At 38.8% G+C, this 14,279-nt stretch carries 14 protein-coding genes and 2 pseudogenes; 13 read left to right on the top strand and 3 right to left on the bottom strand.

Features of this window, described 5'->3' with window-relative positions; translation table 11 throughout:
- Positions 1-42 precede the first annotated feature (42 nt).
- Genes bioF through bioC form a run of 3 tightly spaced genes read left to right on the top strand, consistent with a single transcriptional unit; the run spans position 43 to position 2,649 of the window.
- Entirely contained in the window at positions 43-1,212 is a 1,170-nt protein-coding gene (gene bioF / locus ES017_RS08190; RefSeq protein WP_171335000.1) for an 8-amino-7-oxononanoate synthase, read from the top strand.
- On the top strand, positions 1,209-1,889 hold the full coding sequence (locus ES017_RS08185; protein WP_171334999.1) for an alpha/beta fold hydrolase: 681 nt from the start codon (positions 1,209-1,211) through the stop codon (positions 1,887-1,889). The genes bioF and ES017_RS08185 overlap by 4 nt, the downstream gene beginning before the upstream one ends.
- Positions 1,882-2,649: a malonyl-ACP O-methyltransferase BioC gene (gene bioC / locus ES017_RS08180; RefSeq protein WP_171334998.1), complete on the top strand. Its 768-nt coding sequence runs from the start codon at positions 1,882-1,884 to the stop codon at positions 2,647-2,649. Before ES017_RS08185 ends, bioC begins: the two co-directional genes overlap by 8 nt.
- Here the strand turns inward: bioC and speD are convergent.
- The gene (speD, locus tag ES017_RS08175) at positions 2,642-3,415 is read right to left on the bottom strand and encodes an adenosylmethionine decarboxylase (RefSeq protein WP_042535462.1); all 774 of its coding nucleotides are present in this window, start codon (positions 3,413-3,415) and stop codon (positions 2,642-2,644) included. The two genes, bioC and speD, sit on opposite strands and share 8 nt — an antisense overlap.
- 110 nt (positions 3,416-3,525) lie before the next feature.
- Between speD and ES017_RS08170 the strand changes: the two are divergent.
- The 9 genes and pseudogenes from ES017_RS08170 to ES017_RS08130 all read left to right on the top strand — a co-directional run.
- Positions 3,526-3,962, top strand: a pseudogene (locus tag ES017_RS08170) (cation:proton antiporter domain-containing protein); the annotation flags it as partial.
- Positions 3,963-4,067: 105 nt separating this feature from the next.
- A pseudogene (locus ES017_RS08165) lies at positions 4,068-4,166 on the top strand (SDR family NAD(P)-dependent oxidoreductase); the annotation flags it as partial.
- A 451-nt stretch (positions 4,167-4,617) separates the two neighbouring features.
- Positions 4,618-5,763, top strand: a complete 1,146-nt coding sequence (locus ES017_RS15770) for a YecA family protein (protein WP_042535458.1) — start codon at positions 4,618-4,620, stop codon at positions 5,761-5,763.
- Between the two features lie 180 nt (positions 5,764-5,943).
- Positions 5,944-6,213, top strand: a complete 270-nt coding sequence (locus ES017_RS08155) for a hypothetical protein (RefSeq protein WP_042535456.1) — start codon at positions 5,944-5,946, stop codon at positions 6,211-6,213.
- A gap of 117 nt (positions 6,214-6,330) precedes the next feature.
- Complete coding sequence (locus tag ES017_RS08150) at positions 6,331-6,591, top strand: hypothetical protein (protein ID WP_042535454.1); 261 nt, start codon at positions 6,331-6,333, stop codon at positions 6,589-6,591.
- Positions 6,588-6,971, top strand: coding sequence for a retropepsin-like aspartic protease (locus tag ES017_RS08145; protein WP_171334997.1), 384 nt, complete (start codon positions 6,588-6,590; stop codon positions 6,969-6,971). Before ES017_RS08150 ends, ES017_RS08145 begins: the two co-directional genes overlap by 4 nt.
- Before the next feature lie 320 nt (positions 6,972-7,291).
- Complete coding sequence (locus ES017_RS08140; RefSeq protein ID WP_171334996.1) at positions 7,292-7,618, top strand: nucleoside triphosphate pyrophosphohydrolase; 327 nt, start codon at positions 7,292-7,294, stop codon at positions 7,616-7,618.
- Positions 7,619-7,789: 171 nt separating this feature from the next.
- Positions 7,790-7,993: a hypothetical protein gene (locus tag ES017_RS08135; RefSeq protein WP_171334995.1), complete on the top strand. Its 204-nt coding sequence runs from the start codon at positions 7,790-7,792 to the stop codon at positions 7,991-7,993.
- Positions 7,994-8,048: 55 nt separating this feature from the next.
- Positions 8,049-9,131, top strand: coding sequence for a nuclease-related domain-containing protein (locus tag ES017_RS08130; protein WP_171334994.1), 1,083 nt, complete (start codon positions 8,049-8,051; stop codon positions 9,129-9,131).
- 6 nt (positions 9,132-9,137) lie between these two features.
- Here ES017_RS08130 and ES017_RS08125 read toward each other — a convergent pair whose 3' ends face one another.
- The gene (locus tag ES017_RS08125) at positions 9,138-11,189 is read right to left on the bottom strand and encodes a UvrD-helicase domain-containing protein (RefSeq protein ID WP_171334993.1); all 2,052 of its coding nucleotides are present in this window, start codon (positions 11,187-11,189) and stop codon (positions 9,138-9,140) included.
- Complete coding sequence (locus tag ES017_RS08120) at positions 11,176-14,007, bottom strand: PD-(D/E)XK nuclease family protein (RefSeq protein ID WP_171334992.1); 2,832 nt, start codon at positions 14,005-14,007, stop codon at positions 11,176-11,178. The genes ES017_RS08125 and ES017_RS08120 overlap by 14 nt, the downstream gene beginning before the upstream one ends.
- 90 nt (positions 14,008-14,097) lie before the next feature.
- Here ES017_RS08120 and ES017_RS08115 point away from each other — a divergent pair, with 90 nt between their 5' ends.
- Complete coding sequence (locus ES017_RS08115) at positions 14,098-14,271, top strand: DNA modification system-associated small protein (RefSeq protein WP_164970116.1); 174 nt, start codon at positions 14,098-14,100, stop codon at positions 14,269-14,271.
- Positions 14,272-14,279: the final 8 nt, after the last annotated feature.

Here is a 14,279-nt window from a genome sequence, read left to right as displayed (position 1 = left end):
ACTTTTTTTATCATAAGGTTTACAAAAAAGGGGAGAGGTGCATTGTGGGAGGAGTTGCAAGCACATATTGAACAACTTGAGAAAAAAGCGCAAAAACGAACGTTAGTCAACGTAGAAAGCGATAGATGCTTTATACGTATAGACGGACAACATTTATTTAATTTTTCATCAAACAACTATTTAGGACTGGCGCATGACGAACGATTAATTCAAGCAAGCATGGAAGCAACGAGGAAATACGGCGTTGGAGCAACCGCATCCCGCCTTGTTGTCGGCAACCATCCGCTATACGAACAGGCGGAAGATGCGCTTATTCGTTGGAAAGGCTATGAAGCTGCACTCATCGTCAATAGTGGATACACAGCAAATGTCGGCATTCTTTCTTCTTTAGCAGGACGAGATGCGGTCATTTTCAGCGACAAATGGAATCATGCAAGCATTGTGGATGGCGCCATATTAAGCCGAGCAGAAGTCAAACGTTACCGTCACGCTGACATCGATCATTTAGAAACGCTATTAAAAAAGACAGACAAACATAAACGAAAACTGATCGTTACCGATACGATTTTCAGCATGGACGGCGACGTCGCCCCATTGCGTGAACTCGTTTCGTTAAAGGAAGCATACGGAGCGATACTCGTCGTCGATGAAGCGCATGCAAGCGGTGTATATGGAAAAAACGGAGAAGGAATGGCTCACGAATGTCAAGTGGCACAACATGTAGACGTACATATGGGAACATTCAGCAAAGCGCTCGGTGCATATGGGGCTTATGTCGCTGGAAAGCGCGTGTTCATCGATTATTTGATTAACACGATGAGACCGTTTATTTTTACAACAGCGCTACCTCCAAGCGTACTCGGCACCATTTATGCTGCGATTGACGTTGTACAAAAAGAGCCAACGCGGCGTTACCATTTACGTGCGTTGAGCGACCATTTCCGCACGCGTCTTCAACAGGCGGGGTTTCATATAGGTGAAAGTACGACGCACATCGTACCCCTGATCGTTGGCGACAATGAACGGGCGCTAGCGTTTAGCGCCCGATTGCGCGAGCGTGGCATTGTCGCCGTTGCGATTCGTCCACCAACGGTCCCAGAAGGAACGGCGCGCATTCGTTTTTCGCTCATGGCAACGATGACAAAAGAACAAATCGATTGGGCGCTTGAGCACATTTGTGCAGTCGGAAAAGAAATGGAGTTGATCGCATGAACGTGCTATTATTGCCGGGTTGGGGAATGAAAGGAGAAGTGTTTGCCCCACTTATTCATGCGCTCCAGCCAAGTCACGTCACCATCGTCGCATGGGAGCATATGCGTGATGTACATCATTTTTTAACGAAAGCAGAAGAAGCCTTAACCGTTCCATCTCTTGTGATCGGTTGGTCGCTCGGATCGCTCGTCGCTTTACAACTCGCTACGCATGAACATGTTCAAGCGCTCGTATGTATCGGGGGAACGAGCCGATTTACCACAACGGAACATTACAATGCCGGTTGGCATGCGCGCGTGGTTGAACGAATGAAAGGACAATTGCTACGTCAACCGGAAAAAACGATACAATCATTTATTGATATGTTATGGGGCGAGGAAGAGGCAGAGCCGTTCCCGTATATGTATCGTCATACCCCTGACTTGCTGCTCGGACTAGACTATTTACTCAACACAGATGTGCGCGACAAGCTGTCAAGCATTCGTGTTCCCCTATTACTTATTCACGGAGAATGTGATCGCATTTGTCCGCCGCAAGCCGCTCAATATATATACGAACGAACAAACGATTGTACATTTATGCTTATGCCAAATGTCGGGCACGCGCCGCACGTCACGCAACCAAACGCATGCGCCCATTACATTCAAACATGGTTAGGCGGTGGAAAAAATGATTGATAAACAATTGATGCAAAAGCGATTTAGCGAACGAGCAAATACGTACGATCAGTTCGCAAACGTCCAAAAAAAGATGGCGCATGAGTTAATGGCACGCATTTCTCGCCCGCCAAAAACGATTTTAGAAATCGGCTGTGGCACAGGATATTTGACAAAATTGTTGTATGACGCTTATCCGCATGCACAGCCCACCGCCATCGATATCGCCCCGGGCATGATTGAAGTCGCAAAAGAACGACTAGGGGATGCACCGGTGACTTGGCTTTGCGCAGATGTAGAAGAAGTAACATGGCATGAAACGTACGATTTAATTATTTCGAATGCCACGTTTCAATGGTTCACAAATCCAAAACAAACGATCGCCAAACTTGCCGAACGAAGAAACGAAGGGGGACAACTTCTTTTTTCAACATTTGGCGACCGAACGTTTTACGAGCTGCATACTTCGTTTGCTTATGCGCTAGCGAAACAACATATTCATGAGCCGCTTCGCATCGGGCCGTCGTTTCCGACATTTCGTGAATGGCTTCATATGCATGCCCATGCGCGTGGCCACGAACAGTTTGAAGTCGAATATTTTCCTTCTGTGCGCGACTTTTTTTTATCGCTTCGCCACATCGGCGCAACGAATAGTACGTCTGGGCGCTATTGCCAACGACCGTCTGTATTTAAAACAATGATGCATGAATATGAACAACGTTTTTCAGAACAAGGGCGTATTCGTGCGACATACCATTGTATTTCGATCGACATTAGTTAGGGAGCGTCATGTTTTTTCCGTAAAAAATTTCATCCATTTCTATGCGTAATTTTTGTGTAATGTCGTCTACTTCTTCTTTCGAGAGCTGATCTTTAGACAGTTCAAACAAATAGCTATCTAAATCAAACTCGCGCAATTTACATTTCGTATGGAAAATATGTTCTTGATACACGTTCACATCAATCATATCGTACTGTTTGCGAATGTCGTCAGGAATGTAGTTTTGAATCGATGTGATATCATGATCAATAAATAGCTTTTTCCCGGAAATATCGCGCGTAAATCCGCGCACGCGATAGTCGATAATCATAATATCGGTCTCAAACGAGCGAATTAAATAATCGAGTGCTTTCAATGGCGAAATTTCCCCGCATGTGGCGACATCAATATCGGCTCGAAACGTGCTAATTCCATCGTTCGGATGATATTCAGGATATGTATGCACCGTAATATGGCTTTTATCAAGGGCACAAACGACCGCTTGTGGTACAGGCGGTTCTTCTTTTGGCACTTCGATCGGGCTTTCCGATATAAGCATCGTTACGCTTGCCCCTTGAGGAACGTAATCTTGTTTGGCGACATTTAAAATATGCGCTCCAATCATATCCGCTACATTTTGCAAAATGCCCGTCAACCGATCCGCATTATACACTTCGTCAATGTATGCAATGTAAGCTTCCCGCTCACTTGCGCTCTTCGTATAACAAATATCGTACATATTAAAACTAAGCGACTTTGTTAAGTTGTTAAATCCGTGTAGTTTCATGATGCATCTTCCTTTCTTTTTTCTTATGTTGCCCCGTTTATGCGAAAAAATTGTAACTTTGCTCACAAACTTATATAATGGGTGGAAAGATTGGAAGGGGGGGATGAATGATGCATGCATCGCTTTCATCATTAGTTATCGTCATCGTTGCCGCTTTCCTCACGCCACTTTTATTGCATCGTTTTCGTCTGCGCATGATTCCTGTCGTGGTGGCAGAAATTATTGCAGGGATCATCATCGGGAAGGCGGGGTTCAATATTGTTGAACAAGATATGTGACTCGAGACGTTATCGACGTTAGGGTTTTTGTTTTTAATGTTTTTAAGCGGGTTAGCAATTGATTTCAAATTGGCACGCGCGCTGTATTTGCGTTGATTATCGTTCTCGTCGCGTTATCAGAAACGCTCGGGGCTGAAAACATTTTAGGGGCGTTTCTTGCCGAGGTGCTCGTTTCTTTATTGGCTCCAAATCAAGATTTCGTTCATAAGCTTGACTCGTTCGGCTACGGCTTTTTTACCCCGATTTTTTTCGTGATGGTTGGTGTCAATTGAGATTTGCGCCCGTTGTTTACACAATTTGATATTTTATTGCTTATTCCACTTTTATGAATTTAGCCGAGAACACTCGTGACTTTAGTCATGAGAGGTTCAAATGACAGTGACAAAGTAGTAGGAATTGTCGATGGCTACACGTATGAATTCCAATTGCGCGATCCGATTTATCCGTTTGTCCGTCGAACCGCACGAAAATAAGTAAGAGGGTGTCCTAAAAGTAATGGGACACCCTTTCTTATATCTCTATATATGACCCTTTCTTGAAAAAAGGCAAGCAGCCCCTTTTTGCTTAAAAGAAGAGGAATTGGTTGTCCTGTAGCGAATAACAACAATGGCAGAATTGTGATGTTTGCTCGGGTGGATAAGTTAAAAGTGAAGGTAGACGCGCATCGACCACTGCGCACGGGGGAATAAAACATTTACGGGACAACACGGTTATCCGCCAGCCGCCATTAAGGCGATCAACTATCGGTTGTGCGATGATGAAACGTTAGAAAAGGCAAGAATCGAAGGAGGTGTCTCGCGTTAGTAGCAACCTATGTAGAAGAAAGCCTACGGCAATATTTGCAGGTGCTAGGGATACAAGGGGATAGTGAAGGATAATGAGCAAGAGAAAAAACTAGCTATATGTAGGAAAGGAATGGAGTAGATGGATTTTTTACAAAAAATTGAACCGTATTTGTTAAGTGATGATATCATCATTCAACGTTTTGTCTTGCAAGCGCTAGAAGATTATCCGAACGTGCCCGCGGAATGGACGGAACGTCTTTTAGAAGAAGCGATGCGTTATAAAGGGACGGATCGGGAAAGAGAGATTTTGCGCCATCTTTCAAACCATACGTTCAGTGATCGAGCAGCACAGCTATTATTGGAAATAAAAAAAGATGACTTTTTATTCGCATTCGCTCCAGAAATCGCAGCAAAACATAAGTCTGAGTTATTGCAGTATTTGTCAGAAGACGACTGGCATATGTATGAACTGATGCTGCATGGAACAGCAGAGGACATTTGGGATGAATACTACTTGTTCATCGCATACTTAGAGCACAAAACAGGTTATGATAACATTTTGTTTACAGCTGCTAAACAAATGGTGCGTACGCTTGTGCAAAAAGGCTGGATGATGGAATCATACATCGAAGACGTGTTGAAAAAGAACGAACAACAAGATTATTTTTCCTACGAAGGTATTTTTGCCGTTTATGCGATTGGTCTGATGAAATTGGATGCGTATATTCCGTTCGTTGCGAGTCTGTTAAGGAGAACGGAGGAAGATATTTTAATTCAAGAAGTGGAGCGAACGTTGATTGCGTTTCAATCGGATGCGGTCGCTCATGCCGTTGCGCCGTATGCGGAAGAGCAAGACCCGTCTATCTTTGCCGCACACGTGTTGGCGAATATTAAAACGCCGCTTGCTTTGCAGAAGTTGCGCGAAGCGTTCCCGAAAATTAAAAACGACCAAGACCGTGCCTTTTTCTTTGAATCGCTTTGCCATCATCTTTCCGAAGAAGCGTTGCCAGAGATTGAACGTTATTTAGAGGAAGGGAAGTTTTCTCCAGCCATTGACGTAGAACAAGTAGCGTACAGTTTTTATACCGTGATGGGACTTACTCATCCACAATTAGAAGAATGGAAACGCGTTGCGTATGAGAAAGAAGAGCATTACCGCCAGCTATTGCAGCGGCTTTTAAATTATAAAAACGTCCCGCAGCGCCGTGAAGAAAAGAAAATAGGGCGAAACGACCCGTGCCCGTGCGGAAGCGGGAAGAAATATAAAAAATGTTGTGGGAAGTAAATGTTGCGACGACAAGCGTCGTAGGATAGCTGCACGCAGGGCTTATCGTTAAGGGATGGGGCACTAGCTGCCCCGCCCGTCGCTGTGTCGCTCGATAGCACCTATCGTTGTATCTAGGTGGTACGATATTTTTTTCGTGAAGGGGATGAAAACAGAAGGAAGACGAGAAAATGGGCAGTGATGTTATTCTATACGATTGGCGTCGTGGCAGTCACGTATGTTTCGTTTCGATTGGCTCTTTTTGGAATTTTCGAAGCAACGCACTTTCCGAACGGGCTTTTTTTGTTCGGGCTCACATTGCTTTTATTCGGTACGTTAGCGATTGGAGCGGGGATGAGAAAGTATATATTTTCTGTTTCTGGCAATAAGCGGGAGATAGTCAAATGGCAAACGGTTGCTATTGTATGCACCGTAGCGGCGACTTGGGTGACGATTTGGTTTTTAGTTTAGGGAGTGGCAGAAGGTCACCGCCCCCACACGATTTCTACAGACTCTTGGTTTGTCAAAAAGATCCGTTTTTTCTTTGTTTGTGTTAAGATAAAAGCAAAAAGAAATGGGGGAAAGACGATGAAGTGGGAAGAAATTCGGCAAGCTTTTCCGAATCGTTGGGTGCTCATTGAGGCGGTGGATGCCTATACAAATGAGAAAAACGAACGTGTTTTAAACAAATTAATCCCGATTGAAACGTTTTCGGATCCAATGAAAGCAATGAGTGAGTATAAACATCTTCATAAGGAAAATCCTCATCGAGAATTGTATGTTCTTCATACGAATCGCAAAGAAACAAATATTATGGAAAGAACATGGACGGGAGTGCGCCGAGGATGATAGAGCTTCGTATCGAAGAAGGGATGTTGCTCGCTACATTGCAGTTAACCCATAAAAATAAAACGATTGAGTTAAAAAGAGCGTTAATCGACACCGGCTCAACAGGAACCATCGTATGTGCTGATCAAGCAGCAACAATTGGAATCGTTCCAGAAGAAAACGATTCTATTTATCGAATTAGCGGGGTGGGGGGAACGGAATTTGTTTACGCAAAAATTGTAGATGAAATCATGATAGGATCCATGAAAGCAGCAAATTTTGAAATTGAATTTGGTGCGATGGAGTACGGAGTAGAGCTAGATGCGATTATAGGACTTGATTGTCTTTTGCATATTGGCGCTGTCATCGATTTAGAAAAACTTATTCTTTATGTACGCTAGCGGAGAGATGAAACGAATGGAAGGAAAGCGGTTCAAAAATGGTGAACGGCTTTATTTTTTTGGCATCTATCTTTTTCCACCCTTTCTAGCGATAGAAAAGGTAGAACTATTTTCGTTGGAGGGTGAGAAGGTGTATATTTCTAATCAATATCAAAAGCAATGGGAAACCCCACAAACTTCCGAGTCACCAATCGACGTCGAGGCGCTAAAAGAACGGTTGAAGTGGTACAAATAACCACGTTAAGCGCAGTTTTTTTGTTCCAAAAGAGCGGGAAATATTGTAAAATGAGAAGAGGTGAAAAGGAGAGGAGAGGATATTGATGCCTGTTTATAATAAACTTGTTCGCGACAACATTCCACAAGTCATCGAAGCAGCTGGGAAGACGTTTACAACGCGCACGTTAAGCGATGAAGAATACCGCCATGAACTGCGAAAAAAAGCGTTTGAGGAGTTAGAGGAATATATGAACGCACCGGATGATGTGATGGCTGTAGAGGAGTTGGCGGATTTGTTAGAAATTGTTCATGCGCTTGCCGAATGCCATGGGGCAACGATCGAGCAAGTCGAAGCAATTCGTGCATCGAAAGCGGAGAAACGAGGCGGATTTAAGGAAAAAATTTTCTTAATTGAGGTACATGATGAGTAAAGTCGAGTTTGTCAAAAGTCATTTGATCGGAAAACTAAAAGAACATATCGAAACCTCATCCACGATTTATATATTAACGTCGTTTGTGAGTATCGGTTGCATGTGTATTTTGAGAGGAGAGGTGGAGAGAAGCAAGAAATCTCGAAATAAAAAGCAAGGGGGTAAACGTCAATGGTTTCGATTCTTGGGAACTTACGCTGTCCAATTTGTAGAGAAAAGTTCAAATGGCAAGACCATGTTGTTCTTGATATTATTAATACAGTTATACATCATGAATGTTACCACACGTGTACAGAAAGAAAACTGTTTCCGATCAAAGACGAAGGGGCGCTTCGAAAAATAATCGCAACGTATGAGTTTTTTTGGGAGGAATAATGCTGTCTGTACGGTTTAATGGATTTGTTATTGATTACAGAGGAGAGAGTGTTTTATGGCTAAAATTATTCCAGAAAACCCTAGGCTACGCACATACGGTGAAAAAAAATTGGTGAAACTTTTTGAACAAATTTTAGATGATTTATGGACAGTTTACTACGAACCAATTATCGAGGGGAAGCAACCGGATTTTATTTTGTTTCATGAATATCAAGGAATTATTATCATAGAAGTAAAAGATTACTCAAAACAATCTATCAAAGAAATTAACCCTGATTTTTGGAAAATAGATGTAGATGGTAGAATTATAAGTGTTAAATCTCCGATAAAACAAGCGATAGACTATAGAAATACTTTAATTACTGTGTTGTCGAGAGAAAATGAACTATTAGAAAAAAGTGGTATTTATCAAGGGAAATTGAAAATCCCGATAGCTATTGCTTGTATATTCCCAAATTTATCAGTAGATGAAGTCAAGGAGCTAGGTATTGAGAGAATCATTCCAAAAGAACAAATATTTTGTAGACATGATATAGAAACGGGAGAAAATCTTATAAACAGAATTTTTTGTTTGACAGAGCATTTATTTATCTCAAAAGGATTGACAGAAAAAGAGACGAGTATTATCAATCAATGTATATACCCTGTTATCACTGTTCGTGAAGGAGCCAGTTTATATATTTCTAGTGATGACATAGCATATATGTCGGAACCGCAAGTTAGCTTTTTCTCATTTGACCATTATGTCGATGAGCTTCATTTCGTTATTGACAAAACAAATCATTTGATACGTCTAGGAGAAGCAAGAACAATAGGGATAATTTATCCGATTAACCGTTCTCTAAGGGAGGGAACAATTGCACAATTTATTAATAGTGCTCTACAGAATTTAACTCTTCTAGTCCCTAGTCAATCATTTTCTGTCTATGCTACAGACTTAAGAAACGTTAATTGTAGTTCAATGTTTGATTATTTATTTATTCTTGATATTAACACTATAAGAGATGGAGATAATAATTATCAAAGATTTAACTGGCTAATTAAGAAATCTTTAAAATCTAAAACAAATATTATACTCACAGCTAATAAAAAATCGTCATTAACCGAAAAAATAAGAAATCGATTAGCAAAACGCTAATCGATTTCAAACTGTAAGCCAGTTCTGGAAGCAAACTTTTGTTTTAGGACAATTTTTACTCCCAACAAGAATTAATTTTTCTTTCGCCCGAGTTAAAGCTACGTATAAGACACGCAATTCTTCTGAATAAATTTGGTATTGATTGAGAGAAATTGCTTCTTCGTACCCCTTTGAAAGAATATTGGATGATGTAGAGTAATATTTTTGATAAGAAAATTCCAGTGTTTGTTTATCTCGATGTATCAATATCTCTGGTTTTAACGCTTGTTGACTAATACTTTGATTTAAGTTTGGTAAAATCACGATTGGAAACTCTAATCCTTTTGCTTTATGGATCGTCATAAAAGTAACGTATTGGTTCGAGTTAGCTTGTTCAGAGACGTCAGCTTGAGGCTCGTCCTTACCTGACTGAATCATTGCTGAGAGCCAACCAATAAATTGCTGTAAAGTGGTATTTTCATTAAGATTTAATTTGCGCGCCATTTGTTTTAACTTTATTAAATTTGCATAGGTTTGGGTAGAGCAGCTATTTTTGATATTTGTGAATTTATAAATAAAATCCAAAATTTGTGCTGGTGTCCATATGTCTAGCTGAGAATAGATCTTGTCGTATAGATTTTGTAATTTCTCTTCGTGATCAATAAAAATCGTATCGATTGCTTCGATGGAATATTGTTTGAGAAAAGGCGCGCTTAGGTATTGTAAAAGCTTTAAAGCATCAACAATTTCTTTTTGGTTGAAGAAATCACCGCTACCAACTACACGTATAGGAATCTCTTTTTTTGTAAATTCGCTGATAAAATCCCCCATCTCAAAGTTTTTCCTGAACAATATACAATAATTTGAAGCGTTACTGTTTTTTAATTCTTGTTTCATCCATTCAGCTACTTTTTTTGCTTGGGAATCTTCTTTATCGCACAAAATCCAGCTACACATTTTTGAAAAATCAATTTCACTCTTGTTTTCTCTTGGTTTTAGCGGCTCTTGATAAAAAACATATTGTTCGTTGTCTTCTTTGATATTGTTAAATATGTGATTTACGAAAAGGACGAGATCAGGTTCGGAACGCCAGTTAGTAGATAAAGTTAAAACAACCCCATTTTCTTTAATCCATTCTTCTATATGAGAATATGAATCAATGTCTGCACCACGAAATTCATAGATCGACTGTTTTAAATCGCCAACAACAAATAATGAAGGTGAATTTTCAGAATCATCACATATTAATTTAACCATCTCTGCTTGATATAACGACGTATCTTGAAATTCATCAATAAAAATGTATCTGTATTTATTTTGAACAGACTTTAATGCACTTCGATTTTCTGCAAGGATTTTATAACAATATTCGAGAAGATCATCTGTGTCTAAAAAATAATATTTATGTTTTGCATGCCGATCATGAACTTGCTCGATTAATTCTACTAACTCAATTTTTAACTTTCTTTGCGTAGAGTCTTCTAAATTTGCGTAACGTTTAGTTTGTTGAATAACTCTTGGGATATCTAGTCCTTTTGTACGTAATAACTCATATGATTTGGCAACAATCTCTTTTAATTTGTGAACAGGCATTATATTCAGATGTTCAATAGGCTTTTGTTGATTTAGTTTATGTTTAATCCATTCCTCAGTAATTTCCTCAATCACTTGTTTGTGTGATTGTGTTTTCACAGAAAAATTAGGACTAAAGAGCAGACTATCATTGCAATATGGACCTATTTCATCTAAGATACTCCTACAAAACTTATGAATAGTTGATATTTGACAAGAATTTAAAGACTCTAGCTCATAACGAAAGCGTCGCTTTTCCTCAAAAGAAGAACTGCTTTTCCACTTTTGATAAATTCGTTTTTTCAAACGAGTCTGCAGTTCTTCTGTGGCCTTGTTGGTAAAAGTAATAATAGCCATATCTCTAATGGATAGGGTAGGATCATCCTCAATAAGTCGTATAATTCGACGGGTGAGAATTTCTGTTTTTCCTGTACCTGCACCAGCCTTAACTAAAATTTTTCTACTGGTTTCATTAATGACTGTTAGTTGCTCTTCAGTCAGCCTCATTGTTTTGAATCTCCTTTTCTTTGCAAGCCTTTTGGAAAGCACAATAGTTACAGTGAGAACCTACATTTTTTGGGAATTGATTTGTTGCAAATTTCCTTGCATAGTCACGTAAAGATTCTTCAGCAACAGGTTCTTTTCGGCAAAAGTTACTGAGCAAGTTAAAGTAGTCATCTTTAATTTCTTTTAATCGTTGTTGCTCATCCTGATGATCGTTCGTGTGGAATGACAATATTTTTCTCAAGTTTTTGATTGAATAATAGTGAACAGCAGTTCCATATCTAACTTGTAGCTGTCTCTCCCCATAAAATGTATAAGAATCAATTTTTATAGTATGGCTTTGAGTTTTCAATGACAGTTTTGCACTTTTATGATCAGTTTGCGATAAGATGCGCTTAATTAAGTTTGATAAATGAACATTAGTTCTTATTTTCACATCTTCCCAAAAACGTTGACCAATTGGAAAGAATGGTCTGATCTTAAACTCTGCTTCACGAATTAGATCTGGGAAAGATCTTTCGATTTTATCTAAATTCCCAGCAGATAACGTTTGAAATTTTTCCACTAATTTTTTTACAGTTTCTTCGTATAAATAGGAGATTGCGAAATTTTGTAAATGAAATATTGTTCTGTAAACATGTTCGACTGAAAGTGTCTTCTCATAATAAAATCTTCTCGGACAAAATCTGTAAACAGCTATATCTTCTATTGTGATCACGATATCTTGGCCAAGCGGTTTTGTCTCTATTGGTTTAATTTTGATATTGGATTGCTGAGCTGTTTTACTGCCTTCAAATAAAAGACCTGCACGTATTAATAAGTCTTCGACTGTTTCGTTTTTATTGGTACTATCTTCCTCGATTCCAAAACAACTAGCGATGTCATTCAAATAGTGAGATGGAGATAGTTCAATGCCATCTTCGAACTTTGAGTAAGAAATGGTTAATCTTTTTTTAGCTGCACTTAGAGCGACGTAAAAATGATAGATAGATCTATCAAGGTAATAATAAACTAATGATGTGTCATCAGGAAAGTTCTGATTTGTCATTTGATTTAAAATGTTTCGTTCTATACTTAGGTTAATTGGCCAGCGATGTTTTATTGCTTCAGGGTACATATTCTGTGTGAAACGTGTCAAAAAAATATAGTCATATTCTTGAAATTCAACGTTGTTTGGGCCTGTTACTAAAATTTTATCCAAATCCTTGTTATCCATTTTCTCATATTCTTTGTCGGTCATGATAGCGTGAATCCGTTTCGCAAATTCTTTTCGATTCACTAATAAATGTTGATGTGATGATAAATCATCTGCAATGGCTAATAGCCGTGTTTCGATTTCTCGATCAATACAGGAAATGAATGGCGAATTTTGAATATAAGAAATCATTTCTTGCATATGATCACGAAACGTCATTTCGCTACACGAGATCAGATCTAGGCTAACTTTTTCGACGATTTGAACAGCCTTTTTTAGGCGAAGCAGCTCTTTTTCAGTAACATAGTAGAGAGGATGATGAAGAAATTCCTCTGTTAGCTGCGACTTGGCATTGATCAGCTGTTCTAGTGTATTGTACCATTCGCTAAATGATTTGCAGTCCTCAAAAAAGGATTTTAGTATTTCAAACGGTCTGATTAAGTCTTCAAAATCTTTAAACAAATTTGCATGAAGCAAATCAGCGAATATTTCGATATCGAAAATATGTGCTACCCCTAATGCCTCAATTTGATCATCTGTATAAATTTTTAAAAGATTATTGATGGCTCTACCATGTGGTAATTGGATTAAAGGACGCTCTGGAACCTCTACTTTAAGCTTGTACATCTCTGATAATTCTCGAACTACTGGTCTTAATTCCATTGGGTTAGGTGTTATAATAGCGATTTTATGTGCCTTTGTTGCTTTTTGTTGAATCAGTTGTGCAGCTCGTTCAACTATTCTGTCTAGTTCTTCTTCCTGAGAGGTAAAACGAACAATTTGTACAGAATAATCATCAACATCTTTAATCTTTGAATGGAAGATAGACTTTGATAGTTTCTGAGCAACATTGAGCTCTATTTTTTCTCCTTTAATGGATTGCCAGCTAGAAACAGGAAGAAAACTACCATATGTTTTCTTAATAGCTTCAAAAGCTGGATGTTGTTCAATGTCTAAATCGACCGGGAGAAAACATTTAATAGGTTTATTTAAAGACTTAAAACGATTAATCAGCATTTGGTGCTTTGGAAGAATTGGCAAAAATGCCCCATCTAATAACAGCATTTCAAAGTCATTAAAGTCGTGCTCTTGTATTAGTTGGACGGTCGCTTTCCCGAAGTCTAATAATTTATTTTTTGACAGTAATGTTATATATTGTTTATATAAATCACAAATAAATTGCCACGAGTCGGAGTAGTCTAATTTGCGAATTTGCTCAATGCTCAGCCCAGTTTGTGAAAGTGTCAAGAAACAATCAGAAAGATCTGTTACTGACAATTTCCAAGCCAAGTTATTGGTATGAGGGTTTTCTGAAAGAATACGCTCGATAATAATCGAGGATTCGCGCTTAGATAAAACAGTTAGATCACTTTTCATAACTAGGTCTTGTAAAAATCGATCCATTTCATATAATCCTACATACTTTTCGCGTAGTTTTTTCTCAACTTCTTTGATTTCCAAGTTATAAAATTCTCCGCGATTTTCCGATCGATAAAATTGCAACCTTCTCCGATATAGAATGAGTGTTGGAACAATATGTAAAATTTTCTTTCGATTATTAAATGTAAAATGCTTTTTAATCCATTGTTCGATATCTCGGGTATTAGGAGAACATAATATTTCCAATTCAATCCCACCTATATATATTTTCTGATTTTTATAGTATAATACAACAGTAATAACAAGCAACACCAATTAAAGGTAGGGATGAAAATTATGCATGCTGAAGAAGAAAAAATCATAGAAGAGATATGTAAAAAATATCAACTTAAACCTTTTTATTTTGAAGAATTGTTTAAAATAGAGAAAGAATACGCGGATCGAAATATGGATACGAGAAGAGGGATTTATAGAGATATCAAAAACAAAATTGAGAAATGGGTAAGATAGGGGGGGAA

The organism is Anoxybacillus sp. EFIL, from assembly GCF_013096955.1.
Lineage (GTDB): Bacteria > Bacillota > Bacilli > Bacillales > Anoxybacillaceae > Anoxybacillus > Anoxybacillus ayderensis.
Note: the sequence above shows the minus strand (reverse complement) of the source record. Positions and strands in the feature narration are given on the sequence as shown.